The organism is Anaerostipes caccae L1-92 (genome assembly GCF_014467075.1).
Taxonomy (GTDB): domain Bacteria; phylum Bacillota; class Clostridia; order Lachnospirales; family Lachnospiraceae; genus Anaerostipes; species Anaerostipes caccae.
Window position 1 is genome coordinate 149,888 of the sequence record NZ_AP023027.1, and the last position, 25,139, is coordinate 175,026.

Genomic DNA, 25,139 nt, shown 5'->3' on the forward strand with positions numbered 1-25,139 from the left:
GCGGGAGGAAAACGACGTGGTAAAACTGTTGATTATAGCCGATGATTTTACTGGTGCTTTGGATACAGGAATCCAGTTTAAAAAACGTGGCATCAGCACACAGGTTTTCACAAAAACAAAGTTGGAGAATAGTGAAATCAGACCAGACACAGAGGTTCTTGTGATCGACAGTGAATCAAGGCCAATGCAGAAAGAAGACGCGTATCTGAAAGTAAAAAAGATTACAGAGTGGGCGATTGCCCGCGAAGTACAGATTATTTTCAAAAAAACAGATTCTGCGCTCAGGGGAAACATAGGGGCCGAGGTAAAAGCTGTCGCCGATGCAGCGGGAAACGGCAAAGTGTTCTTCCTTCCCGGTTATCCGGAAATTCACAGAGTTACAAAGAACGGGACTCATTATATAGACGGTGAATTGCTGGAAAACAGTGTATTTGGAAAGGATCCATTTGAACCGGTAAATATGTCGTACATACCGGATATCATCAAAAAAGAGAGCGATGTTGCCGTAGAGGTGTTAAAGAGAAGCGAGAAGATTCCTGAACTGGCAAAAGACCAACCGGAGATTATCGTATGTGATACGGTCAGTACAGAAGACATTGATAACCGACTGGACGAGCTGATTGAGAAGAACGCTCTCGGGCTGTTGGCGGGGTGCGCAGGACTGGCAGATCGTCTGGTAGAAAAAATATCTTTCAACCGGCAAGGAGAGATGGCATTTCACAAGACTGACGGGATGTATGTAGCATGCGGAAGTCTGAACAAGATTACAGAACAGCAGGTTTCGTATGCGGAAAAGAACGGCGGATTTACAAGAATCCATCTGACAATGCATCAGAAACTGATGCCGGAATATTATGGGACGGCGCAGGGAAGATCATTTACACGCGAAATAGCGGGACTCTGCCAGCGCAGGAAGAAAGTGATTGTTGATACATTTGATTCGGATGACAGCAAAGAACAATTTCTGAAAGACCACAAGATAGAACAGGAATCTGTCAGATTCAGAATCTCAGATGCGCATGGCTGCATTGTCAACGAACTGGTAAACCAGGGGCTGGATCTTACGATCCTGATGACGGGCGGGGATACGCTGATGGGATATATGAAGCAAATCGGATGTACGCAGATCGAACCAATATGCGAAATTGAACAAGGCGTTGTTGTATCAAAAATTAAATGCGGAGGCCATTCCATACAGGTAATATCAAAATCAGGTGGATTCGGAACAGTCGATATCCTGTGCCGAATCGCAGAGAAAGTGCTTCATAAAAATTCAAAATTGAAAGGAGAACGCATCATGAAAAAAGTTGAACTGAAGGGAATTATCACACCAATTTTAACACCGATGAAAGCGGATGAAAGTATGAATACAGAGGAACTCCGCGCACAGATTGAACGTCTGATTGACGGCGGTGTGCATGGTATTTTCCCGTTTGGAACCAACGGGGAAGGTTATATCTTAAGCGAGAATGAGAAGGTTGAAGTGCTTGAAGCAACGATCGATCAGGTAAAAGGACGTGTACCTGTATATGCAGGCTCCGGATGCATTTCCACAGCAGATACCATCCGTATGAGCAGGAAAGCGGAGGAGCTTGGGGCAGACGTGCTTTCCATTATTACGCCAAGTTTTGCGGTCGCATCTCAGAAAGAACTGTATGACCATTATGTAGAAGTTGCAAAACATGTGGACACGCCGATTGTACTTTATAATATTCCGGCACGCACAGGCAACAAACTTCTTCCGCAGACGGTCGCCAGGCTCGCCAGAGACGTAGATATTATTGTCGGGGCAAAGGATTCCAGCGGGGACTGGGAGAACCTGAAAGCATATATTCATCAGACTCAGGATCTTGACAAAGATTTCTTCGTATTATCAGGAAATGATTCCCTGATCCTTCCGGCATTAAAAGAAGGGGGAACTGGCGGGATCGCCGGATGCTCCAATGTATATCCTCATGTACTTTCTTCTATTTACAATCTTTTCAAAGAAGGGAAACTGGAAGATGCGCAGGCGGCGCAGGATTCTATCGCAAGTTTCCGCGCAGTGTTCAAATATGGGAATCCGAACACAGTAGTTAAGAAGGCCGTTGCGATGCTTGGATATCCGGTAGGAGACTGCAGAAGGCCATTCAACTATCTGTGCGATGAAGGCGTAGAAGCGCTTAAGAGGGTTTTAAAAGAGAACGCTGATAAGGGTATGAACTAAATAAAAGATTAGAAAGAAGCGAGGAATAGAAGATGAAATTTGTAATGACACAGGCCGTGTGCCCGGAAGGGCTTCAGATGCTGGACGGAATCGCGGATGTTTATGTTGCAGATAATCAGGATCCAAACAATTATCTGGATGAAATGAAGAATGCAGACGCTCTGATCGTAAGGATTGCAAAATGTGACGGACATGCCATCGAGAACAGCCCGAATCTGAAGGTTATCGGGCGTACAGGCGTAGGATATGATTCCGTAGATGTGAAGACAGCTACAGCGCATGGGATCCCTGTAGTTATCACACCGGGAGCCAATAACAGAAGCGTTGCAGAGCATGCGGTGGCGATGATGTTCGCACTTTCCAAAAATCTGGTGGAAGCTCAGACGGAAATGTGCAAAGGCAACTGGGAAATCCGTGGAGCTAAAAAAGCATTTGAGCTGGAAGGTAAGAACGTTGGGATTCTTGGACTTGGGGCAATCGGACGTGAAACTGCAAAGATCTGTGAAGGATGTGGAATGAAAATAGCAGCCTATGATCCGTTTTTGTCAAAAGAACAGGTAGAAGGTTACGGCGCAGAGTACTATGAGAACTATGAAGAGCTTTTGAAAATCAGTGACGTAGTATCCATTCATGTGCCTCTCACCGAGGAAACCAGAAATATGATTTCCAGAAAGCAGCTCTCAGAAATGAAGAAAACGGCACTGATCATTAACTGCAGCCGCGGCGGAATCATCAACGAAGCAGATCTGACAGAGGCGTTGAAAGCAGGTGAAATTGCAGGGGCAGGAACGGACGTATTCTGCAATGAACCTCCAAAGACAGATGATCCGCTTTTGAATTGCCCAAATCTGATTGTAAGCCCTCATTCGGCGGCACAGACAAGAGAAGCGGTCATTAAAATGGCTCAAATGTGTGTGAAAGGCTGTCTGGCAGTAGCAGAGGGAAAGAAATGGCCGTTCGTAGCAGACAGGTCGGTATATGATCATCCGAAGTGGAAAGACGCGGAGTATGCAGAAGTATAAGAAGCCATAATAAAGGGCTGAACTCTTATATATGAGTGTATAAAGTTAAGTTACAAGAAAAACTATGTGGGGAAACGGAGAAAAAACTATGAGTTCAAGTATTATAGCAATTATAATTGCAGCAATTACAATTGTACTGTTCATGTGGAATAAATTGCCAATGAGCGTTGTGGCTATGGGAAGTTCCGTAGCAATGGGAATTCTGATTCCGCAGATGGAACTTTCGGAAGTATATGCCGGATTCAGCGCTCCTGGCTGGGCAATGGTCGTCGGGATGTGTATCGTAAGCGCGGCGCTCTTTGAGACCGGCATGGCTCAGAAAATCGGCGACAGAATTGGAAATTCATTTTTAGCAAAGACGGAACGCAGATTTATCGTAACAGCAAGCGCTGTATGCTGTTTGATGTCAGCGTTTATGAGCAATAACGGAACAGTAGCTATCTGGATGCCTCTGATCGCTGTTGTAGCGGCTGGATCAAACGGACGGATCCGATCTAAGATGGTTATTTTCCCGGCGGGAACTGCAGCAGTCATTGGGGGGGCATGTACGCTGGTCGGGTCTACATCACAGCTTGCGGCGAACGCGGTGCTTCAGGGATATGACGGATATAAAGATGGACTTGGAATGTTTGATATGACAAAAATCATGCTTCCGGCATCTATCGTGCAGGTTGTCTTCTGGGGGACGATCGGATATACTTTGCTGAAGAAAGTTCTGAAACCGGAAAGTCCGGACTTCAATGTGGGAAACATGTATGCAGATGCCCCGGCAGTTGAAGAAAAAAGCACAAATGATCCGGCGGATGGCAAGAAAGGAGCTATTTCAGTATTTACAATGCTTCTGTGCATTTTCTTATTCGTGGCGAGTGGATTTGAACCATTTAAAAGCCATTTTACAATCGGCGTTATCGGTATGTTAGGTGCAGTTATCGTTCTTGGAACAAAATGTATTCCGGTCAAGAAAGCTTATGAAGAGCTTCCTTGGGATGTACTGATTACAATCGGCGGTATCGGCGGACTTGGAGCGGGACTTGATAAATCAGGCGGCGGAGCTTTGATCGCAAACGCAGTACTGAATCTTTTCGGAGGGAAAAACGCTTCCGTAGTAGTTCTTACAATTGTAATTGCAGTTTTAACAAGCGTACTGACGAATTTTATGTCGAACAATGCAACGGCGGCTATGATCAGCCCAATTGCTATCGCAATGGCGCTTGGTCTTGGAATCAGTCCGGTTCCGTGGGTTATCGTAATTGCGGCGTGTTCGAATCTGGCAATTGCAACATCTTACGGAACAGCTGTCAACATGCAGATTTTACCGGCCGGATATAAATTCTCCGACTTTGTCAAGATTGGCGGGCCATTGCTGATCATATTGATCGCAGTAGTTACTGTAAGTTCAGTAACATTCCTCTTCTAAAGTTAAAAAATAAACCGCATAGTAGGAAGTATAGTGGAATTATAGCAGATGTTATAATGAAACTGTACTTCCTGTTGTGCATTGTTTTCGCGAACAGTACATCATACTAATATACTTGCAGATTATACGGCTGCAGACCACCCCACGGGTCTGCGGCTTGTGCCGGCCAGCAGCCGATGGAATTTATATCAGTAAGGAAAAGTAAAATGTCAATAAAATCAGATTATAAGGATTATGAGGAGCATCGGAACAGAATTGCAGGTAAAAAGACGGGAAAATTTTTTATTAATCAGGAATTGCGCTATGTAAAACCATTTCAAATTTATGGAAATTTATACTATGTTGGTGGTAGCTGGGTCTGCGTGCATATTGTGGACACGGGAGAAGGTCTTCTTATGTTTGATGCTGGGAATTGTGGAGCGCAGGCAGTGCTGATACAGTCAATTTGGGAAATGGGTTTTAATCCGGCAGACGTAAAATGGATTATTTTATCGCATGGCCATGTTGATCACTTTGGCGCTGTAAATTTTTTTAAAAACATGTTCGGAACCAAAATCTACATGGGTGAACCGGATGTAAAAATGTTTCGGGAACATCCGGAATTGACTATGATTCAGGAAAGCGGCAATTGCATGGATACATTATTTCATGTGGACGTTGCAGTCAAAGAAGGGGATATACGGACATTTGGCAATACGACCGTTGAATTTTATCTGGTTCCGGGACACACGAAAGGTTGTATCGTGTGTTTCTTCGATATTACGGACGGAAAAGAGAGAAAACGCGCAGGATATTATGGCGGCTTTGGCTTTAACACCCTTCAGTCGGATTATCTGAACGAAATTGGAGATTCTGGATTTCAAGCGAGAAAAGATTATCTGCACTCGCTGGAGAAGGTAAGGAACCAGAAAGTTGATCTGTTTATGGGAAATCATACGTCTAACGTTGATTTGCTGAATAAACACGAATACATGCTGAAACATCCGGATGAAAATCAATTTCTTGACGACAAAGCATGGAAGAATTATCTCGATCAAAAGAAAAAAGAATTAAAGGAATTGTAACAAAAAACAAAGGGGCTGCAGTTTCACAACACTGACCGGATCTGGAAGGTCTACACGGCGACGTTCGCGAATTCGACGGTTATTGATGAGATCGTGCGGCAGGCCGACGAGGAGGTTATGCTCTTTACGTATCATCCGGTTACGCCGATGCCAGGTCTTGTGAATGGATATGCCGAGATCACGGAAGAATATTTGCAGAAGATGAAGGAGCAAGAGTATTTGAGAAATACGATCAAGAGAGATGTCTTGGAATAGAGAAAATGAGCTGTAATAACAGGGCCTTGAGCATCGGATAAAGAAGATGTTTACGAGGTCTGCTGGTGGCAGCGTGAGAATGAGAAACGAAAGACACCGGGACAATTTATTTTGACAATCGGTAAAAATATCTGCCAAAGAAAGCTGTTTGTATGTTATCATATAGGTGCAACTCCTTTTTTGGTGATATTGCTAATTGTTATTTGACATCTCAATTTTACCATAAATCATTGAGGAGTTGTTTTGTAGCAAAAAGAATGCCGTATTTATGCGGATTCCGGCGTTTCGCAAATGCCTATTTGTTATAATAGAAATAGAGGAGTACAATATGACAAAAGACAAATTAGCGTTGGAGATCATAGAGAGGCTGAAAAAGGAGTATCCTGATGTAGGGTGTACTTTGGATTATGACCAGGCATGGAAACTGCTGGTGAGCGTGCGTCTGGCGGCACAGTGTACAGATGCCAGAGTCAATGTGGTTGTTCAGGATTTATATGAAAAATATCCGGATGTGAATGCTCTGGCAGAAGCAGATCCGGCGGACATAGAGGCGATCGTCAGGCCGTGTGGGCTTGGACGAAGTAAGGCGAGAGATATCAGTGCCTGTATGAAAATATTGAGAGACGAATACGGCGGCGGAATTCCGGATAACTTTAAGGCTCTGATGAAACTTCCGGGGGTAGGACGTAAGAGCGCCAACCTTGTGATGGGCGATGTTTTCGGAGAACCTGCAATCGTCACGGATACTCACTGCATCCGGCTGGTGAACCGCATGGGACTGGTGGATCAGATCAAAGATCCAAAAAAAGTAGAGATGGCACTCTGGGAGATCATACCTCCCGAAGAAGGAAGCGACTTCTGCCACAGGCTGGTATTTCTCGGAAGGGATATCTGTACTGCAAGGACAAAGCCACACTGTGAGGTATGCTGTCTGAAGGATATATGCCCCAAAGAAGGATTATAGTGTCGGGACAGAGGACTGGGAGGAGGAGCCGGCATGAAGAAACAAAAGTTATTCAAAACCAATGCTGCAGAAAGGTGCATCGGGAAGGTCTTGTCAAAAAATCAGGTTGCCATGTATGCCTTTTTCCTGTTGGATATTGATAACTTTAAGCAGGCCAACGGCCGGTTCGGCCATGTGTTTAGGGATATGGCTATTAAAGAGTTTATAACAGTTATACGAGGGCATATCCGTGAAAATGATATTCTGGGGCGGAACAGACTTTGTCTCGCTGTATAATAATGCGGATGCGGTTCTCTACAAGACAAAGCAGAGAGGAAAAAACGGATATATAATTTCTGGTCGATCATAAACTGTATGGAGAAGGGAGTAAATCGTACTGTGATTTACTCCCTTATTTTAATGCTTTCTTTTGCTCAGAAGAGAAAGAGGGAATCGTTTCCTGAAAAGGGGAAGGGACTTTAACCCCACGGGTTCTGGTTTCCATCTGGCATAGAGCGTGTAATGCTCCGTGCTTCCATGGGGGATCATATTTATCTGTTTTCCGCCGAATGGATCGTCATACCATCCGAGGAAGGCAAGGCCCGGAAGTTCTTCCGGAGGATTCAGGATGAGATCAGGTGAATCTGTCGTATAAAAAACTGGGTTGGTGTTTGAGGATTCCAACAGGTTCTCATAGCGTATCCTGAAACGGACGGGAGCCAGCAGGACAAAAGTTCGGTCAGGATTTAGACGGAATTCCCAGCCGTTAAACCCGTGGGACGGCATCCGAAATTTTTCGGCGTCCGAAGGCTGAAGACCGAAATATTCGGATAAAGGGGCACAGATGACGATTGGATTTCCTTCCTTGTTTGGAGAAATATATTCGGAATTCTCAAGACGGATACATGCATTGGGATGGAGGGTGTTCTGCAGGTAGAGATGAGTATCCGCATCTTTGAGGAAAAAGCCGTCATATAAATTTGGTCCTTCCTCAAGAATAAGAGAACTGCCGCATTCAAGAGAGATACCGACTCCTGCTTTCTTGGCAAGGTTTTGTGAAAGCCGTGTGGTGCCTCTTAAACTTACAATATTGCCAAAGCCATGGGACAGGATACCGCCGCCGTACCCAAAACGAGCCGTATTGTCCTCGATGATACAGTCATATAGGTTTGCATCCGCAGCGCCTTCTTTGGAATCAAGAAAGATTCCTCCGCCTGATCCTGCCTGATTTTTGATAAACTCTGCCGATGTCAGGGAGAGATTTTTTGCTTTAGATGAAGACTCAGACAGAAAGGCCAGCCCGCCGCCGGATTTTTTTGCGGTGTTTCTGGAAAATGAAGTCTGTGACACATTGACAATGCCGCTGCCGGATGAACTCATGGCAATACCGCCGCCGTCAGAAGAAGAAATATTTTCAAAAATCCTGCTGTCTGTAAGATGAAAGGAAAATTCTCCGCTGCCTGCACTAAAAACAATGCCTCCGCCGCAGGAAGCCGCCCGGTTTCCCTTTATATCAGAATTCATCAGTGCCAGGCGGACAGATTTTTTTGAAGAACGATTAGTGAGTGAAATGCCTCCGCCCTGTCCATCGGCTTTGTTTTTGGAAATAGAACATTCATTTACTGTAACTGAGGCACCTGTTTGGGAAACCAGGCAGAGACCTCCCCCGTTTTCTTTTGCACTGTTTTCAGAGAGGACAGAGTCCTTTTCGATATCCAGCTGATCTTCCTCACTGCAGCCGAAGAAGTAAATACCTCCCCCGTAAGCAGAGGCATTTCCGGAGATCCTCACATTACCTGACACTGTGAGGGAAGAAGGTATTTCAGCATCTTCACGGAAGCCTGAGAAATTGATGCCGCCACCGCATCCCAGGGCAATGTTATCAGTTATGGCTGCCGAGTCAGAAACGGTGAGGATGCTTCCCGCCCGCTTTTCAAAAGAGCGAAGATAGATCCCGGCGCCGTGGGCCGCAGTATTGTGGGTGATCAAAGCGCGTCCCAGGATTGAAAGTTTATCATCGGGATGTTTGACAGCGGCCATAACAGCTCCTCCGCAGAGTCTGGAGGAGCAGCCCGAAATCTGCGAATCTTCGGTCATCAGGAAATTGTTTGGAAGGGAACCGATGCCTGAAAAATAAACGCCTCCCCCTTCTGTATAGGAATGGTTGTTTCGGAGAACTGTACCGTGTTTCAGAATGAGCGTACCGCCCGAAATCAATATTAAGGAACGGTTCATAGGATCTCTGCCGGAATGGAGTTCCTTTTGACCGTCTAACACAATGTTTTGAAGGGTGAGGCTGCCTCCTTCTGAAACATGAAACATAGCAGAGGGAAAGGAAGCATCCTTATAAAGGGAGACCGGACATTCATCGGAACAGCCAGTGAGTGTCAGGGAACAGCGGACAGTGATCTGTTTGGAGACTGTGAAATCTGAGACTGCCTGAATGTGAGTTTCTTTGGAAGCCACAGCATTCAGAAGCTCAGTTTGATTGGAGACTGGAGTCAAAATATCACCTGCTTTTTTCAGTTCAATCTTATATTTAGTATATGCAGAAATAACAGGCAAGGGGAATGGTCAAACTCGCCCAAATTTTCAGGTAAATATACTTTTAATATTCCAATTTCATCTAAGGCCCCTTCAGGAGCATATGAGATATCTGGTGTAAGGATTGCTGATCAGGCCGGTGATTTAAATCAAAAATGTGTCATAAACAATGGAAATAATAGAATAGACATAAAAGATGCCATGATCAATTTCTCCAACAGCAGCTATACCGCAAAGAAGGCTTTCTTTGATGCAATCAAAGGAAAGGATAAAACTATTGTTTTTTCAAATGATGGTATCCTATCCAGCAGGCTGAATCTCTATTATCCATTGAAGAAACTGAAGGCTAAAAAAGATATTATGTAAAAGTCCGCGCATTGAAAAATATAAAGAAAAATGGTGTGCATAGGAAATGGCCATGCATGTACATGACCATTTCCGGCACTTTATTTTAGATATTTCATCTGTCTACTTGACAAGGGGCTGATCACAAACCTAATATTTTGGATGCCGCTTTTCTTAAATAAATTTACTTAAAACATTTTATCCTGTGGGAACAGAGATTTTACATGATCTATTTCTTCCTGAGTGGCAGGTGCTGCAGGAACATAATACTCACGTTCTCTGGCAAGCTTATAAATCTCTTCCTGAGACATTTCACACTGGTTCCTCATCTGTTTTAATGTCTGCTTTAATTCCTGGTTTTCCGACTGGGCGATCATTCCGCCGTACCTTGTCAGCTCTCCGTTTACGCCGGCAAGCGTATCGGCTACCATTGTCTTATCATCTAACATTTTGCTTCCTCCTTACTTAAGAAACTGCATTAATTTTTGTTTACTGTCCATTGCTGACTGAGCGGATTGCTGAAAGAATTTTTTCAGAGCGGGATCTGTCGCCTGGTCTGCATAAGCCTGCATTTTGCAGTGTGTGGTGTCAAAACCGCCGATTAAGTGACGAAGGTTCTGTAAATCTAACATAGATATATTTGCCATTGTAATGCCTCCTTTAAAATTTATTACCTCTTTAGTATCCCAAACAATTTTTATAGTATGCGAAATGAAAGCAGCTGTATAAATTTGATTGATTTTGTAATAAAATTTAATTAAAAAATGAATGAATTTTTTATGGAGGTTTTATTTTGAGGCATATCTATCAATGGGAAAAGGCAGAAGCAGAAAAATTTTCAAAAATTTATGAACTGATGACAGAGGCTTTTCCGCCAAGTGAAATAAGAAATGAAGAAGGTCAGAGAAACCTTCTCGGCCGTTCGGCGTATCAGCTTTATACAGTGAAACAAGAAAGCGAAATCCATGGCCTTCTCGCCGTGTGGGAGTTTGACACATTCGTTTTTATAGAGCATTTTGCGGTTGATGCATCCTTAAGGGGAAATGGAATCGGGGGAATGCTCCTGAATGATTTTTTGAATAATACGGAAAAAACAGTGTTTTTGGAAGTAGAAGAGCCGGGAACAGACTTGGCAAGGAGAAGGATAGGATTTTACGAAAGAGCCGGGTTCTGCCTCAATGATTTTGATTATATACAGCCGGATCTCCAGCAGGGACAATCCTCTCTGCTGCTGAAAAATATGACATATCCAAAGAAGTCATCGAAAGAAGATTTTGAACGGATGAAACAGCAGATTTTTGAGACAGTGTATGAGATACAAGCTTAAAGATCCCCACAGGGCACACCCTCCGAGTATAAGATTGATTCTTTCTTGTGATACTTTATAGGAGTAGATTTTTAACCTACAGTATATAGGGGGGAATGAATTTATGGAATCAGGAAAACATCGTGTGTTTGGATATGTTAGAGTGTCTGCCAAAGACCAGAATATTGACTGGCAGATGGTGGTGATGGAAAAGCTGAAAATACTCAAAAAAAGTCTGCTTTAATCACCAGGCGTTCTTTACGGACAAAAGTACAGGGAGATACAGAGAATGGGAGGATATAGAAGATGGCAGATCAGGGACTGTTGGATTTTTTAGCAGAGAAAAGCAGATGTGCATATCTTTCGGAACTCAGAGACAGGCAGAAAGACAGAGAAATAAGCCGGATTTTGAATAAAATTGATGCGGAAAGCTTCAGTACAAAGGACTGGCAGGATGCATTGGAATATTTTACATATGTCAAAAAAGAGATTCAGGATAAAAAAGTGCAAAAGCGTATTTGGAAGAATATTTTTCAGGAAAATACAGTAAATAACTTCACAAAATTATATTTCTGCATAATATAAAAGAAAAAGGAACTGTATAAGCATGAGCTTTTGTGAAAATATATGGGATTCGGATCAGGGAGAAACAATCAATATCCAGGGCGGGACCATTGAAAATATCATGCATTCGGGTGACGCAGATTACGTCAAAACAGTGTGCAGACTTCAGAAAGACAGCAGAATTCAGTCCGTCGTTGTAATGATTGTGGATGAGCATACATTGATCCACTGCAGCGACGGGAAAAGAATTACTTCCAGGGATCTGAAGGAAGGCATGACGGTCGATGCCTGGATCTCAAAGGCTATGACAAAAAGTATTCCACCCCAGGCCAGAGCATACAGGATCATTGTGAAAAGCAATCCCTGCGGGACAGCGGTTACCGACGGGAGAGTGGCAGGGGTTGATCTGCACAACGGTTTCCTGTACACAGGAATACCCGGAAAACCGGAAAGCCAGATCCGTTTTGTAGTCACAGAGAATACTCCGATTCTGGACCGCCAGGGAAGCAGAATACGGCTTAGGGACTTAAAACAGGGCGACCGGGTACGGGTAGAACATGCTGATTTTATGACCGCAAGCATTCCGCCTCAGACGACCGCATTTACGATAAAAAAATATTAGCAAATATTAAGAAGCAGACAGCATTTTTCTGTCTGTTTCTTCTTTTTCCGGGCAAAAATCAAGAATCAGTGTTATAATAAAAAGGCTATGGAAAGGAGGCCCGGGGTATGAGAACAAGAAAAGAAGTGATTGAATTCTGCATGTCACTGAAGCAGGTTTATGAAGACTATCCGTTTCATGACAGCAACTGGACACTCATGAGACATGAGATGAATAAAAAGACATTTGCTTTTATTTTTGAACGGAACGGACATATCTGGGTCAATATAAAGTGTGATCCGGAGTGGATCTTGGTATGGAGAGAGACTTATGATTCTGTTGTGCCGGCCTTTCATATGAACAAAAAATATTGGAATTCCATCATTCTTGACGGTTCAGTGCCGGATGAGGATATCAAACGCATGATCGGGGAGAGCTACGATTTGATTCAAGCAGGCATAAGGAGGCAGAAATGAATACGAGAGAAGCAATCAACATAAGATGTTCCAGAAGGACGTACCTTCCGGAATATATAAGGGAAAAAGATGCAAAGCCGTTGTTTCAGATGATCCGGGAAATCAATAAGGAACAGGGGCTCCATCTGCAGCTCATCACAGATGAGGGCAACATTTCCAAGATTAAAATGAGCTACGGCATGTTTAAAAATGTGCATGGATTCATTGCAATGGCGGGCAGAAAAGACGATCCCGATTTAAAAGAAAAGCTGGGCTATTACGGTGAAAAGCTGGTCCTTTTGGCTGCTGCTACCGGACTCGGCACATGCTGGGTGGGCAGTACATATAAGAAGGACAGCTGTGTGTGCGATTTAGAACAGGGAGAGAGCCTTGAGGCGGTCATTACGGTTGGATATGTAGAGGCGGATAAGAGGACGAAAGAAAAGATGATCTCTTCTTTTGTAAAGAAAAAAGGGAAAAAAGCAGATCAGATGCTCAAGACAGAAGAAAAGATTCCGGACTGGATCATGCAGGGGATGGAAGCAGTTGAGAAGGCCCCGTCTGCCCTGAATGCACAGCCGGTGGAATTTCGGTGGAAGGATGGAAAGTTTACAGCCCATGTAAAGGTCAAAAATGGATTTGAAGAGATTGATATGGGGATCGCAAAGCTTCATTTTGAGCTGGGAGCGGAAAAAACAGGATACTGGGAATTAGGAAACGGAGCAGAATTCCGTTATTGACAGAGAATAAAAACAGGATGGATGATCGATGAGCAAGACAAAATTTTCAACGCTGTGTTATATAGAAAAAGATGAGAAATATTTAATGCTTCACCGGACCGTGAAAAAACACGATGTTAATAAGGACAAGTGGATCGGCGTGGGAGGACATTTTGAATACGGAGAAAGCCCGGAGGACTGCCTGTTAAGAGAGGTAAAAGAAGAGACGGGGCTTAAGCTTACGTCCTGGAAGTTTAGAGGTATTCTTACGTTTCTCTGTGACGACTGGCCGATGGAATACATCAGCCTTTTTACGGCAGACGGATTTAAGGGGGAGTTGACCGCCTGCAATGAAGGGGTCTTAGAATGGGTGGATAAGAAGGATATTTTGGACCTGAACCTTTGGGAGGGGGACAAGATTTTTTTTAAGCTGCTGGCTGAGAATGGACCTTTCTTTTCGCTGAAGCTTGTCTATCAGGGGGACTGCCTTAGACAGGCTTGTCTAAACGGCGAAGATATGGAACTTTTTGATATATTGACTTCGGACGGGAAACCTACAGGGATCGTAAAGGAAAGATCAATTGTGCACACGGGCGGTGATCTCCACGGGACTTCCCATATCTGGCTGGTGCGCAGGAAACAAAACGGATTTGATGTCCTGCTGCAAAAGCGCAGCAAAGAAAAGGACGCATTTCCTGGGTATTATGATGTGTCATCAGCAGGCCACATGGCGGCAGGGGATGATTATCTGAACACTGCGGTGCGGGAACTTTCCGAAGAACTGGGAGTAACGGCAGAGCCGGAAGAATTTAAGTTTATAGGAATGAGAGATTCCGTCGTAAAGGATATCTTTCATGGAAAGCCGTTTCATAACCATGAGCTGAGTGCAGTTTACGTATATGAGACAGATCTTGCGGAAGAACAGTTCCGGCTGCAGAAGGAAGAAGTGGATTCTGTTCTCTGGATGGACTTCGGAGAATTTGAAGAAAAAGCCCGGAACGGTGAGATCAAACACTGTATTTTCGCGGATGAGATCAAGATGCTCGGAGAATTTTTGAACTGCAAATAAAATAGAACTATATGATAAAACAAAAGGAACTGACAATGGACAAGTCAGTTCCTTTTGTTTTTTACTTCATAGGAAAGTTCTACGACCTTCCCTATGAAATAAAAACGCTCCGCGGGTTGTGCACAAATGCGTAAGGAAATTATTTGCCCGCGGCAAATTGCATCTGGCACGCAAAGTTGTCAAGCCCCTCAAAGAGTGAGGGGTTGGGGCGTTGAAGTGGGCTTGCTCACTTTGTTCTTCTAACAGTTTTTTGATCTGTGCCTCCAGGGCACTCTCTTCCATAGCGCCCCTGGCTCCGGAAACAATTTCTCCGTCCCGGTTGATAAAGTAGGTTGTGGGGAGAGACTCTGCCTGATAGTTATAGGCAGCTTCCTGTTCAGTATCATAGTAAACAGGGAAAGTATAACCCTGCTTTCTGATAAAGGAGGAGGCTTTTTTCTTTGTTTCCCTTGCTCCGTCGGTCATGTTGACCATGGCAAAATTGACTTTGTCGGAATATTTCTTATACATGGCCTCAAAACCGGGCATCTCCTGTTTGCACGGCGGACACCAGCTGGCCCAGAAATTTAACACAATGGGTTTTTTGCCGGTGAGAGAAAAGAAGTTTATGGATTTTCCATCGGCGTTCTCTGCGTTGAAGTCCGGGGCAGTGACAGCTTCCTGTTTTTCTGTAGCATCCCCGGAAGATGTTTCTTTGGAAGCGGTATCTGCCTTATATTTTTTGCTCAGATTCTGGTAGAGGACAAAAGCGCCTGCTAAAAGTGCAATGAGTATGACAATGATCCCTATCAGTTTTGTTTGTTGTTTCATAGATCCCTCCTAAAATGTCAAGAATGATAAAAAGCGGTCCATCATTCCGAACATCATCACGCATCCCACGATAATAAGCAGAATTCCGGAAACTTTTGTGATGATGCCGTAGTGTGACTTGATCCAGCTGAAGGCTCCCATCAGTCGCTCAATGAGCACGGCGCTGAGAATGAACGGAATGCCCAGACCCATTGAGTAGAGAAACAGCATGAGGATGCCTTCTGCCATGGAGCCCTGCTGCGACGCCATCATCAGTGCGGAGCCAAGAAACGCCCCTACACATGGGGTCCAGCCGATGGAAAAAACGATCCCGAATAAGAAAGATGATGCAAGGGAATGTTTTTTCATTTCCATAGAGCTGCGTTTTGTACTGTTTAAAAAGCTTATGTTAAGCGCTCCGGTAAAATTCAGACCAAAGATGATGACGATCAGTCCGGTGATTATGTTGACAATCATTTTATGTGAGGTGAGCAGCCCTCCGAGAGTTCCCGCGAAGGCACCCAGAAGAATAAAAACCAGGGTAAATCCCGCAACAAACGTTATGGCATTAGGCAAGGCTTTGTGTCTTGGGCGGTCTGTTGTCTCTCCCGCAAAATAAGAAATATAGATAGGGAGCATCGGCAGCAGACAGGGTGATATAAAGGTTACGATACCTTCTAAAAATGAAATTAAATACTGCATAAAGTCTCCTAGATGTTAAATAAGTCGTTGAGTGCCTCGCTCATGGTCGGATGGGTGTAGATTGTATCTCTCAGCACAGTATATGGAAGATGTACATCCATAGCGAGTTTGATCAGGTTGATCATTTCGTGAGATTCGGCACAGAACAGATGAGCGCCTAAAATCTCGTTTGTCTTCGTATCAATCACGGCTTTTAAAAGCCCGGTTTTTTGTCCGAGGACATTTGCCTTTGGGATGGCAGCAGCGGGAAGTTTCGCAATTTTATATTCATAACCCTGCTCAGCGGCCTCGGTCTCGCTCAGTCCCACTCTGGAAAACGGAGGATCTAAAAAGACACTGTACGGTACGGCGCCGCGGTTCTTTATGGTTCGTTTTTTATCTCCCAGAATCTGTGATTTTACAATGCGGAAATCATCCAGGGAAATGTAAGTGAACTGAAGTCCTCCGACTACGTCGCCCATTGCATAGATGCCCGGAACATTTGTCTCAAGAAATTCGTCTGTTTTGACTGCACCGCGGGGTGTCAATTCCACACCGGCAGCGTCAAGGTTCAGATCATTTACGTTGGGGCGGCGTCCAGTGGCGATAAGAACGGCGTCCGCTGAAATTTTTTCACCGCCCTCAGGCGTTTCCACAGACACAACCGTTTCAGTCTCTTCATCACGGACGGAATTTATTTTTGTGGAGAGCAGAAGTCTTACTCCGCGTTCTTTCAAGCTTTCTGCGACAGCATCGGCAATATCCCGGTCTTCTCTCGGAAGAAATACTTCCCCGTCCTGGATGACAGTAACTTTAGAGCCGAAGTTGGTGTAGATAGAAGCAAACTCCATGCCGATATAGCCGCCGCCGATGATGACAAGACGCTTTGGCAGTTCCTCCAAAGAAAGTATAGTCTCACTGATATATGCCCGGCGGCTGTCTGAGAGACCCTCGATCGGAGGGACAAACGGGCGGGCTCCCGTATTGATAAAAATCTGATCTGCTTCCAATTCCAGTGTTTCATCCTGTAAAGCCACGGCCACATGCCTACTGTCCAGAAAGGAAGCAGTTCCGTTATAAACATCTGCATTCTCAAGGTCTGCGACCTTGTGATAGTTTTTATCTCTTAATGCAGCTGTCAGCCTTGTCTTTTTTTCAACAGCCTTCCGGTACAGCTTTGCCTTTTCTTCAAAAGAAGAATCAAGCTTTGCAGAAAAAGCTGCGCTCGTCACAAATGATTTGGATGGGATACATCCAACATTGATGCAGGTTCCTCCGTACATGTCAGCATCCTTTTCAATAAGAGCGACGTTCTTTCCGTTTGCTGCAAGCGTGCCTGCCAAAGTTTTTCCGCCTTTTCCGAAACCAATGATCACTGCGTCATATTTTTTCATTTTCATTCTCCTTTACTGTGGATGAACCGAAGATCTTTTGATCGATGGTTTGAATGGTTACTTGTTTCAAATAATCTTTGCATAACTGATCCAGTGTGCCGTAAATATCATCCATAATGCCTGCCATGCCGGAAGCCACCAGACAGGGCAGATCGCTGCCGCCGCTCCGCCAGGAAGAAGAGACAAAGGGAACATCCAGGGCACTGCTGACATCATAAAGAGTTACTTTGGATGGGTCCAGGTCAAACAGATATCCTCCCACCACCCCTTCTTTTGTAGAAATCAGCCCCTTTTTCTTGAGTTTTCCCATGATCTTTCGGACTCTGGCCGGGTTCGTACAGATATTGGCGGCCAGCTTGTCGCTGGATACGCTTTCTCTTTTATGGTTTAAAAAAACGAGTGCGTGGACTGCTATCGTAAATTCGCTGTTCATATATTGATCCCTCTCAGTCTTATCAAATATGTAATTACTTGAGTTACAGTTTGTATTGTAATCTTACCAGTTACAGTTTTGATTGTCAAGAAGAAAATATGGAATCTGCCGGGAAACCGTGGTACAATGAAGCCAGTGAAAGAACCAGTGGTAATGAATCTGACAGGGAGACTGCTTATGATATTGAGTGTCAGCAGAAGGACCGATGTTCCGGCTTTTTATGGAGAATGGTTCATCAACCGGCTTCGGGATGGCTTTGTTCTCGTGAGGAATCCGGTGAATCCAAAACAAGTCAGCAAAATTCTGCTTTCCAGAGAAAACATTGACTGTATCGTGTTCTGGACAAAGAATCCTGAAAATTTTATGAAGTATTTAGGAGAGCTTTACGAGTATCCATTTTATTTTCAATTTACACTCAATGGATACGGAAAGGATATAGAACCGGGAATGCCCGATAAGAAAAAAGAATTGATTCCCCTGTTTCAGGAGCTGTCCGAAAAGATCGGGAATGAGCGGGTTATATGGCGCTATGATCCTGTGCTGATCAGCAAAGATTATTCTATAGAATGGCATATTCATACGTTTGAATCCATGGCAGAAGCCCTGGAGGGATATACAAAACAGGCGGTGATCAGTTTTTTAGATATGTACCGGAAGATAAGCAGACGGATGACACAGGAGGGAATTCGCCGGCCCACCGAAGAAGAAGTCTTTCAATTTGCTCAGAGAGCAGGGACCTCCGCGGAAAATCATGGTATGACTGCGGTGACCTGTGCGGAGCACTATGACCTTACCGGCTTCGGCATCAGACCGGGCAGCTGTATTGACAGAGGACTTGTGGAAAAACTTATTGGAATGAAAATTTCTGTGGATAAAGATAAAAATCAAAGGCCGGAGTGTGGATGCGCAGAGAGTATTGATATCGGAAGTTATGATACCTGTCCGGCAGGCTGTCTGTACTGTTATGCCGGCCACAGCAGAGAATTTGTAAATCAAACTGCGGCACAGTACCGGCCGGAGGCTCTGATGCTATGCGGAAAGACGGATCAGTTCGATAAGATAACGGAAAGAAAAGCCGAGTCCTGCGTCATTACACAGCTGAGTTTTTTTGAGGGAAGCACTGGCGGACAAATGAGGTGAGTTTCATGGATGCATCGGAAAAAACAAAATACAAACTGGCAGGTGCCGTCAGGGAACTGATGGTTTTTACGCCTGTGGACCGGATCACGGTAAAACAGATCGTAGAGCGGTGTGATGTGACAAGACAGACATTTTACAGGAATTTTAAGGACAAGTATGATTTGATCAACTGGTATTTTGATAAACTTGCCATCGTATCTTTCCGGCAGATGGGTGTGAGCCTTACACTCAGGGAAGGACTGATCAAGAAGTTTGAATTTATCAAAGGAGAGCGCTGCTTCTTCACGGCGGCCTTTAAATCAGAGGATCATAACTCACTGCTCCAGCATGATTTTGATTTTATCTATGAATTTTACAAGGATATTATAAAAAAGAAATATCAGAAAGAGATCCCGCCGGATATCAAATTCCTTCTGGAAATGTACTGCCGGGGATCGATCGCCATGACGGTTCAGTGGGTAACCGGCGGAATGAAGCGGAGCACGGAAGACATGGCAGAGCTTCTGGTCAGGGCTCTGCCTCCGGAACTTGCAGAACTTTTGAATGACTTTAAAAAGTAACACTTTTAGGGAAGTGTCACTTTTTTGACATTATGGGAAATGTGTCACTTGTCCGCCTGTTCCGCCCGGAGGTAAACTGATAATGAAAGAATCACGATAAATTAAAGGTATCTCAAGGAGGTTGTTATGGCAAAGCGTATTGTATTGAATGAAACGTCCTATCACGGAAAAGGTGCGGTCCGGGAAATCGCAGCAGAAGTCGGAGCAAGAGGCTTCAAAAAGGCATTCATCTGTTCGGACCCTGACCTGGTAAAGTTCGGCGTTACAAAGAAAGTAACAGACGTGTTGGATGAGGCGGGATGCGAATATGAGGTTTACTCCAACATTAAACCAAATCCTACGATCGAAAACGTTCAGACAGGTGTGGCTGCATTTAAGGAGTCAGGTGCAGATTATCTGATCGCCATTGGAGGCGGATCGTCTATGGATACTTCCAAGGCTGTCGGAATCATCATTGCAAATCCGGAATTTGAAGATGTGCGGAGTCTGGAAGGCGTGGCGCCAACTAAGAATCCGTCTGTTCCAATCATCGCAGTTCCGACGACCGCGGGAACCGCAGCTGAGGTTACGATCAACTATGTCATCACAGATGTGGAAAAGAGACGCAAATTCGTCTGTGTAGACACCCATGATATCCCGGTCATTGCCGTCATCGATCCGGATATGATGTCCTCTATGCCGAAGGGCCTGACTGCCGCAACCGGAATGGATGCCCTTACCCATGCGATCGAAGGATATACTACAAAAGATGCATGGGAAATGACAGACATGTTTCATCTGAAAGCGATTGAACTGATCGCACAGAATCTGCGGGGTGCAGTGGAAAATACAGAAGAGGGCAGAGAGGGAATGGCTCTCGGACAGTATGTGGCAGGAATGGGATTCTCAAATGTAGGACTGGGAATCGTACACTCCATGGCTCATTCACTGGGAGCAGTCTATGATACACCGCACGGTGTTGCAAATGCCATTCTTCTTCCGGCTGTCATGGAATACAACGCTGATGCCACAGGGGATAAATATAAGTACATCGCCAAGGCCATGGGTGTGGAAGGCACAGAAGATATGAGTCAGGAAGAATATAGGAAGGCTGCCGTGGACGCGGTGAGACAGCTCTCCATCGATGTGGGAATTCCACAGGATCTGAAAGAAATCGTCAAAGAAGAGGACATTCAGTTCCTTTCAGAGTCAGCGGCCGCAGATGCGTGTGCACCTGGAAATCCAAAGGATGCAAGTTTAGAAGATATTATTGCAATCTATAAATCTTTGCTGTAAGAATTTACGTAAACGAAATGAAAGGACTGGCACACGGAAAAAGTGCGCCAGTCCTTTTTGCAGGATTATTTGCCGTTTTGAAGTTTATCAAAGAAATCTTTTGTCTTCAGAGAAAAAGAACATTTTTCTACCTCGGCATTTGTCAGAAAATCTGTATAAACCCCGTAGACACCGAGTTTCATATATTCTTTGGCTTCATATACACTGTTGACAGTATGTGTGAAAGAATACAGGCCTGCGTCACTTAGAAGCTTCATCCGGTAATCATTGACACTGCTCACAGGGACAGTGACAGCTTCAATGCCGTTGGAAGTGCAGAACCTGATCATTTTGCTGAACGCCACATCCGTCTGCTGATAAGTGGTATAAAGGAAGTGACGGAACGGATGAACCTGTTTTATGGCGTGATACATTGGCTGATTGTAAATCTGTACGATTAACCGGTCCAGAAGGTATTCTTTCTTCATTTCTTTTGCTGTCTTTACAATGACAGAGAAATCATTTTTTGCGGCTGCGGCATCACTGTCTTTGGTGTCTGTTATAATATATGTATCGGGATATTTGTCCATCAGTTCAAAGAGTTCTTTCAATGAGACAGAAGTGTATTTGCCGTACAGCTTAATATTTTTAAACTTTGCATAGGAAACAGGTTTGCCGCCCTTGCTCTTCGGATCACTCAGGTCTTTTCCCCAATAATGCCTTGCGACCATGACATGATCCGTAGTCTGCATCAGGTCAGCTTCAAAAACCCTGAAACCATTTTGATAGGAATTTAAAAACGCATCTTTGGAGTTCGTATACTCCTTACCATCGATCTCTCCAAGAGCATGTGCAACCGCACGGTAGTCATACCACTGCTTTGACTCCTTCTTTGTCTGTGCGGAAGCTTTTTTATGATCAGACTGCTGTTTGACTTCATTTGCGGCATTCACATTTTGCTGCCGGCCCTGATAAAAACGGAACCCAGAAAAGAGTATGCTTCCAAGGAGGGCAAGAAAAGCAAGGCGCAGGGTGACCCGTTCAAATACTGCTCGGATATATTTAGGCTGATGTTTTGCTTTTTTAACGGCATTTTTGATGGATTTTGTTTTTATCTTTTTATTGTTCAGCATGAAACCTTCCTTTGTAAAAAAGACGTAATATAATTGTAACAATTATGTTAAAAATCATTATAACATAGGAAGACCAAAAAATCAAAAGCATATCAGCAGTCTGTGTGACAAAGTTTTAACATTCAACGGTGGATTTTGAAAGGAACTTCATGGTATAGTAAATGTATTGACGCTGGTTAACTTTTCAAATGATTCATAAGAATCAAAGGATTCAAGGAGGAAATTACTATGGCAAGTATCATTGCAAGTCCAAGCCGTTATATCCAGGGAAAAGGTGAGATGGAAAACCTTTGTACATATGCGGAAAACTACGGAACCAACCTTTTTGTTCTGACAAGTCCGTCAGGAAGAAAAAGAGTGGAGCCTTTCATCGCAAAAGGACAAAAAGATGCCAAGATTACATATGAAGCTTTTAACGGCGAGTGCTGTATGACAGAGATCAATCGTGTCATGGACATGTGTGAAAAGGCAGGAAGCGAAGTCATCGTGGGAATCGGCGGAGGAAAGATCCATGATACCGCAAAGGCAGTGGCTTATTACATGAAAAAGCCAGTCATCATTGTGCCGACCATTGCATCTACCGATGCGCCGTGCAGTGCACTGTCTGTGATCTATACGGATGACGGTGTATTTGAAAAGTACCTGTTTCTGCCGGCAAGCCCGAACATGGTGCTGGTGGACACCGATATTGTCAGCAAAGCTCCGGAACGCCTTTTAGTAGCCGGTATGGGAGATGCTCTGGCAACTTACTTTGAAGCGAGAGCCTGTCAGCAGTCTGACGCATCCAACTGTGTGGGAGGAAAGATCACACGCGCGGCCATGGCCCTGGCTGAACTTTGCTATGAAACTTTGATTGATGAGGGGATTGACGCGAAACTTGCTGTCCGTGAAAATATCTGCACGAAGGCAGTAGAACATATCATAGAGGCAAATACTTATCTTTCAGGAATCGGATTTGAGAGCGGCGGTCTGGCAGGGGCACATGCCATCCATAACGGCTTGACAGCAATTCCGGAAACCCATGAATTATACCACGGAGAAAAAGTAGCCTTCGGAACGCTGGTACAGCTGGTTCTGGAAGGGGCGGATCAGGATGAGATTCAGGAAGTCCTCGGATTCTGTCAGGAAGCAGAACTCCCGACTACCCTTGCAGATTTGGGAATCAAGGAAGTAAAAGAAGAACAGATCATGGAAGTAGCACGCCTCGCATGCTCTCCGGACGACACTCTCGGCAACATGCCGTTTGAAGTGACACCGGAGGACGTATATGCGGCGATCATTGCGGCGGACGCACTGGGAAGATACTATTAAGATTCCTGTCTGCGGCACAGATGTCTTCCTGTGAGGAAGCAGACGGCACATAACAGAATAAGGACTGCGGCCATCAAAAGGGCGCAGTGAAGAAAGAAGGCATCCGGCAGGATGGTGATGACAGGGTCGAAAGCCTCATCGAAGATCCAGTAATCATTGGAGAAGGCCAGCTCGTGAAATGTCACGAAGGACTTGTCCCATCCGGCCGCCCAGACGAGAACTCCCAGAAGGAGCGGAAGCACGGCGGCAGAGACGGATGCCCTTTTTAAGAAACGGAAATCCTTTTTTTCCCGCTTCCATAAAAGGCCTGCAGGGATTATGATAAATGAGATGATACAGGCGTATTGAAGACCGGAGAAAATACGCTTCACATCCTGAAAGTGAATCTTTCCTTCCTCAGACATGGGAAGAGATGGAAACTTCAGGTCTTTTTTATAAAATACTGAATTATAGTCAATGAGCCGGTCATAGTTTTCTCTGATCTGTTGTTCAGAGAGTCCGGATTCCCGGCTGATATGAAGAAGTTTTATATCGGCGTAGTAAAGAGGCCGGAAATTCAGTGTAAATATGACCGAAAATGATATCAGGAATATAGATAAAGAAACCGTAAGCAGAAATTGTTTCATGATGCACCGCCTTTCATGAAACCCATTATAACACAAGGAAGTACCATGATAGCGATTATTTCACCTGCAAAAAACATGAAAGTCAGGAAAGAAAAACAGCGAAGGCTGACACATCCTGTGTTTTCAGAAAAGACAGGACAGATTTATGAAGAATTGAAAAAACTGAAGCCGTGGGAGATCGAATCTTTGATGAAGGTAAATGAAAAGATCGCCCTTCAGGCTTTTTTAGATATACAAAATTTTGAGAACGGGGACGGCAGTGCTGCTCTCATGACTTATGACGGCCTTGTATTCCAGAACGTGGGCGCAGGAGATTTTACCGGATGGGATATGAAATATGCCCAGAGGCATGTGAGAATCTTAAGTGGACTGTATGGGGTGCTGAAACCTTTGGATGCGATTCATCCGTACCGTCTGGAGATGGGCTGCAAAGTAAAAACAGCAGGACAGGGTCTGTATCAATTTTGGGGAGATGCGATTTATAAGGAACTTTATAAGGAACAGGATCTGATCCTGAATCTGGCTTCTGAAGAGTATGCCAAAACCGTGAGAAAATATCTGGATGGGCCGGACCGTTTTGTGGATGTGGAGTTTCTCACCATGAGAAACGGAAAGCTCCGGACCATCGTGGCATGGGCCAAGATGGCCAGAGGTCAGATGATCCGCCATATTGTAAAGAACAGGATAGACCGGCCGGAGGATATCAAAGAGTTTGACTGGGACGGATATGAGTTTGAACCTTCCCTGTCTTCGGAATCCAAGTATGTATTTATCCGGCGGGAGACAAAGTTTTAGTTGACGATCAGGAATCCAAGGTTTAACAGCGCCGCAAACAGGCACCAGATAATGTACGGGATCAGAAGTAAAGCAGATTTTTTGCTGTACTTTCGGAATACATAGAACATCAGTACATTGAGCAGGTTCAGAGCCAGGATCCAGACAAAAGAGAAAAAAACCAGCCCGTATTCAAAGAAAATGATGGGCCAGAAGAACAGAAAGAAGGACACGGCGAGAAAAAGTTTGATTCCCTGTTTTTTCTCCTGTTCTGTGACGTCCGAGGTCAGCAGGGTGTAAAGGCTCAGACCGAGTAAAATATCGAGGATCAGCCATACGACGGAAAAGATCCACGGGGCAGGAACGAATGGAGGCTTATTCAGCTGACGGAAGACCTCATCCATCCGGGGTGTCAGGAGTCTGGAGAGCAGACTGACTAAAATGGGAAAAATGATGCAGAGTTTTAAAAGCTGCTTCTTTGATAATTGTTTCATAACACACACCTGGGGCTTTTTACATAGTCTATGCTGCAAG

The 25,139-nt window shown here is 44.5% G+C and carries 29 protein-coding genes and 1 pseudogene; 20 read left to right on the top strand and 10 right to left on the bottom strand.

Annotation, left to right across the window (positions count from 1 at the left end; translation table 11 throughout):
- Positions 1–16 precede the first annotated feature (16 nt).
- The 8 genes and pseudogenes from ANCC_RS17950 to ANCC_RS00810 form a co-directional block, all read left to right on the top strand.
- Positions 17–1,228: pseudogene (locus tag ANCC_RS17950) on the top strand (four-carbon acid sugar kinase family protein); the annotation flags it as partial.
- Positions 1,229–1,297: 69 nt separating this feature from the next.
- The gene (gene dapA / locus ANCC_RS17955) at positions 1,298–2,206 is read left to right on the top strand and encodes a 4-hydroxy-tetrahydrodipicolinate synthase (protein WP_039946856.1); all 909 of its coding nucleotides are present in this window, start codon (positions 1,298–1,300) and stop codon (positions 2,204–2,206) included.
- Between the two features lie 32 nt (positions 2,207–2,238).
- The gene (locus tag ANCC_RS00785; RefSeq protein WP_006567915.1) at positions 2,239–3,228 is read left to right on the top strand and encodes a hydroxyacid dehydrogenase; all 990 of its coding nucleotides are present in this window, start codon (positions 2,239–2,241) and stop codon (positions 3,226–3,228) included.
- 88 nt (positions 3,229–3,316) lie between these two features.
- Complete coding sequence (locus ANCC_RS00790) at positions 3,317–4,645, top strand: SLC13 family permease (protein WP_039946814.1); 1,329 nt, start codon at positions 3,317–3,319, stop codon at positions 4,643–4,645.
- A gap of 206 nt (positions 4,646–4,851) precedes the next feature.
- Entirely contained in the window at positions 4,852–5,709 is an 858-nt protein-coding gene (locus ANCC_RS00795) for an MBL fold metallo-hydrolase (protein WP_039946812.1), read from the top strand.
- A gap of 117 nt (positions 5,710–5,826) precedes the next feature.
- Positions 5,827–5,964, top strand: coding sequence for a hypothetical protein (locus tag ANCC_RS18100; RefSeq protein WP_182483064.1), 138 nt, complete (start codon positions 5,827–5,829; stop codon positions 5,962–5,964).
- A gap of 328 nt (positions 5,965–6,292) precedes the next feature.
- Positions 6,293–6,928 carry an endonuclease III domain-containing protein gene (locus tag ANCC_RS00805; RefSeq protein WP_024728899.1) on the top strand — a complete coding sequence of 212 codons (636 nt, stop codon included), beginning with the start codon at positions 6,293–6,295 and terminating at the stop codon, positions 6,926–6,928.
- Positions 6,929–6,961: 33 nt separating this feature from the next.
- Entirely contained in the window at positions 6,962–7,204 is a 243-nt protein-coding gene (locus ANCC_RS00810) for a GGDEF domain-containing protein (protein WP_006567910.1), read from the top strand.
- 120 nt (positions 7,205–7,324) lie between these two features.
- Here the strand turns inward: ANCC_RS00810 and ANCC_RS00815 are convergent, their stop codons facing one another.
- The gene (locus tag ANCC_RS00815) at positions 7,325–9,373 is read right to left on the bottom strand and encodes a right-handed parallel beta-helix repeat-containing protein (RefSeq protein WP_182483063.1); all 2,049 of its coding nucleotides are present in this window, start codon (positions 9,371–9,373) and stop codon (positions 7,325–7,327) included.
- An 18-nt stretch (positions 9,374–9,391) separates the two neighbouring features.
- On the opposite strand from ANCC_RS00815, the gene ANCC_RS00820 reads away from it, so the two are divergent.
- Positions 9,392–9,817 carry a hypothetical protein gene (locus ANCC_RS00820; RefSeq protein WP_148459568.1) on the top strand — a complete coding sequence of 142 codons (426 nt, stop codon included), beginning with the start codon at positions 9,392–9,394 and terminating at the stop codon, positions 9,815–9,817.
- Positions 9,818–9,984: 167 nt separating this feature from the next.
- Here ANCC_RS00820 and ANCC_RS00825 read toward each other — a convergent pair whose 3' ends face one another.
- Together ANCC_RS00825 and ANCC_RS00830 are read right to left on the bottom strand one after the other, a co-directional pair.
- Positions 9,985–10,245, bottom strand: coding sequence for a spore coat protein (locus tag ANCC_RS00825; RefSeq protein ID WP_006567907.1), 261 nt, complete (start codon positions 10,243–10,245; stop codon positions 9,985–9,987).
- A gap of 12 nt (positions 10,246–10,257) precedes the next feature.
- The gene (locus tag ANCC_RS00830) at positions 10,258–10,443 is read right to left on the bottom strand and encodes a hypothetical protein (protein ID WP_006567906.1); all 186 of its coding nucleotides are present in this window, start codon (positions 10,441–10,443) and stop codon (positions 10,258–10,260) included.
- 146 nt (positions 10,444–10,589) lie between these two features.
- Here ANCC_RS00830 and ANCC_RS00835 point away from each other — a divergent pair, with 146 nt between their 5' ends.
- From ANCC_RS00835 to ANCC_RS00860, 6 genes are all read left to right on the top strand, one after another.
- Positions 10,590–11,123, top strand: coding sequence for a GNAT family N-acetyltransferase (locus ANCC_RS00835; protein WP_006567905.1), 534 nt, complete (start codon positions 10,590–10,592; stop codon positions 11,121–11,123).
- Between the two features lie 285 nt (positions 11,124–11,408).
- Positions 11,409–11,687: a hypothetical protein gene (locus ANCC_RS00840; RefSeq protein WP_006567903.1), complete on the top strand. Its 279-nt coding sequence runs from the start codon at positions 11,409–11,411 to the stop codon at positions 11,685–11,687.
- A gap of 22 nt (positions 11,688–11,709) precedes the next feature.
- A complete protein-coding gene (locus ANCC_RS00845) occupies positions 11,710–12,288 on the top strand; it encodes a hypothetical protein (protein ID WP_006567902.1) in 579 nt (192 codons plus the stop codon).
- A 107-nt stretch (positions 12,289–12,395) separates the two neighbouring features.
- Entirely contained in the window at positions 12,396–12,743 is a 348-nt protein-coding gene (locus ANCC_RS00850) for an MmcQ/YjbR family DNA-binding protein (RefSeq protein WP_006567901.1), read from the top strand.
- Entirely contained in the window at positions 12,740–13,462 is a 723-nt protein-coding gene (locus ANCC_RS00855; protein WP_006567900.1) for a nitroreductase family protein, read from the top strand. The genes ANCC_RS00850 and ANCC_RS00855 overlap by 4 nt, the downstream gene beginning before the upstream one ends.
- Positions 13,463–13,490: 28 nt before the next feature.
- Complete coding sequence (locus ANCC_RS00860; RefSeq protein WP_006567899.1) at positions 13,491–14,510, top strand: NUDIX domain-containing protein; 1,020 nt, start codon at positions 13,491–13,493, stop codon at positions 14,508–14,510.
- A gap of 66 nt (positions 14,511–14,576) precedes the next feature.
- On the opposite strand, the gene ANCC_RS00865 is transcribed toward ANCC_RS00860, so the two are convergent.
- The 4 genes from ANCC_RS00865 to ANCC_RS00880 are packed head-to-tail and all read right to left on the bottom strand — an operon-like array spanning position 14,577 to position 17,807.
- Positions 14,577–15,320 carry a TlpA family protein disulfide reductase gene (locus ANCC_RS00865; protein WP_006567898.1) on the bottom strand — a complete coding sequence of 248 codons (744 nt, stop codon included), beginning with the start codon at positions 15,318–15,320 and terminating at the stop codon, positions 14,577–14,579.
- A gap of 9 nt (positions 15,321–15,329) precedes the next feature.
- Entirely contained in the window at positions 15,330–16,001 is a 672-nt protein-coding gene (locus tag ANCC_RS00870) for a cytochrome c biogenesis CcdA family protein (RefSeq protein ID WP_006567897.1), read from the bottom strand.
- Between the two features lie 8 nt (positions 16,002–16,009).
- Positions 16,010–17,374, bottom strand: a complete 1,365-nt coding sequence (locus tag ANCC_RS00875) for an FAD-dependent oxidoreductase (RefSeq protein ID WP_156782923.1) — start codon at positions 17,372–17,374, stop codon at positions 16,010–16,012.
- On the bottom strand, positions 17,361–17,807 hold the full coding sequence (locus tag ANCC_RS00880) for an RrF2 family transcriptional regulator (protein ID WP_009291094.1): 447 nt from the start codon (positions 17,805–17,807) through the stop codon (positions 17,361–17,363). The genes ANCC_RS00875 and ANCC_RS00880 overlap by 14 nt, the downstream gene beginning before the upstream one ends.
- A 126-nt stretch (positions 17,808–17,933) precedes the next feature.
- On the opposite strand from ANCC_RS00880, the gene ANCC_RS00885 reads away from it, so the two are divergent.
- The 3 genes from ANCC_RS00885 (at position 17,934) to fucO (ending at position 20,782) form a co-directional block, all read left to right on the top strand.
- Positions 17,934–18,947, top strand: coding sequence for a DUF1848 domain-containing protein (locus ANCC_RS00885; protein WP_006567894.1), 1,014 nt, complete (start codon positions 17,934–17,936; stop codon positions 18,945–18,947).
- A 5-nt stretch (positions 18,948–18,952) separates the two neighbouring features.
- Positions 18,953–19,507, top strand: coding sequence for a TetR/AcrR family transcriptional regulator (locus tag ANCC_RS00890; RefSeq protein WP_006567893.1), 555 nt, complete (start codon positions 18,953–18,955; stop codon positions 19,505–19,507).
- A gap of 126 nt (positions 19,508–19,633) precedes the next feature.
- The gene (gene fucO, locus ANCC_RS00895; protein ID WP_006567892.1) at positions 19,634–20,782 is read left to right on the top strand and encodes a lactaldehyde reductase; all 1,149 of its coding nucleotides are present in this window, start codon (positions 19,634–19,636) and stop codon (positions 20,780–20,782) included.
- Between the two features lie 65 nt (positions 20,783–20,847).
- Here the strand turns inward: fucO and ANCC_RS00900 are convergent, their stop codons facing one another.
- Positions 20,848–21,894, bottom strand: coding sequence for a phosphatidylinositol-specific phospholipase C/glycerophosphodiester phosphodiesterase family protein (locus tag ANCC_RS00900; protein WP_006567891.1), 1,047 nt, complete (start codon positions 21,892–21,894; stop codon positions 20,848–20,850).
- 228 nt (positions 21,895–22,122) lie between these two features.
- Between ANCC_RS00900 and ANCC_RS00905 the strand changes: the two genes are divergently transcribed.
- Entirely contained in the window at positions 22,123–23,205 is a 1,083-nt protein-coding gene (locus ANCC_RS00905) for a glycerol dehydrogenase (protein WP_006567890.1), read from the top strand.
- Here the strand turns inward: ANCC_RS00905 and ANCC_RS00910 are convergent.
- A complete protein-coding gene (locus tag ANCC_RS00910; protein WP_006567889.1) occupies positions 23,202–23,831 on the bottom strand; it encodes a TIGR01906 family membrane protein in 630 nt (209 codons plus the stop codon). The two genes, ANCC_RS00905 and ANCC_RS00910, sit on opposite strands and share 4 nt — an antisense overlap.
- Before the next feature lie 45 nt (positions 23,832–23,876).
- Here ANCC_RS00910 and yaaA point away from each other — a divergent pair, with 45 nt between their 5' ends.
- Positions 23,877–24,626 (top strand): peroxide stress protein YaaA, encoded by a 750-nt coding sequence (gene yaaA, locus ANCC_RS00915; RefSeq protein WP_039946806.1) that lies wholly within the window; start codon positions 23,877–23,879, stop codon positions 24,624–24,626.
- Here the strand turns inward: yaaA and ANCC_RS00920 are convergent.
- Positions 24,623–25,099: a TspO/MBR family protein gene (locus ANCC_RS00920; RefSeq protein WP_006567887.1), complete on the bottom strand. Its 477-nt coding sequence runs from the start codon at positions 25,097–25,099 to the stop codon at positions 24,623–24,625. The genes yaaA and ANCC_RS00920 overlap by 4 nt on opposite strands.
- Between the last annotated feature and the right edge of the window lie 40 nt (positions 25,100–25,139).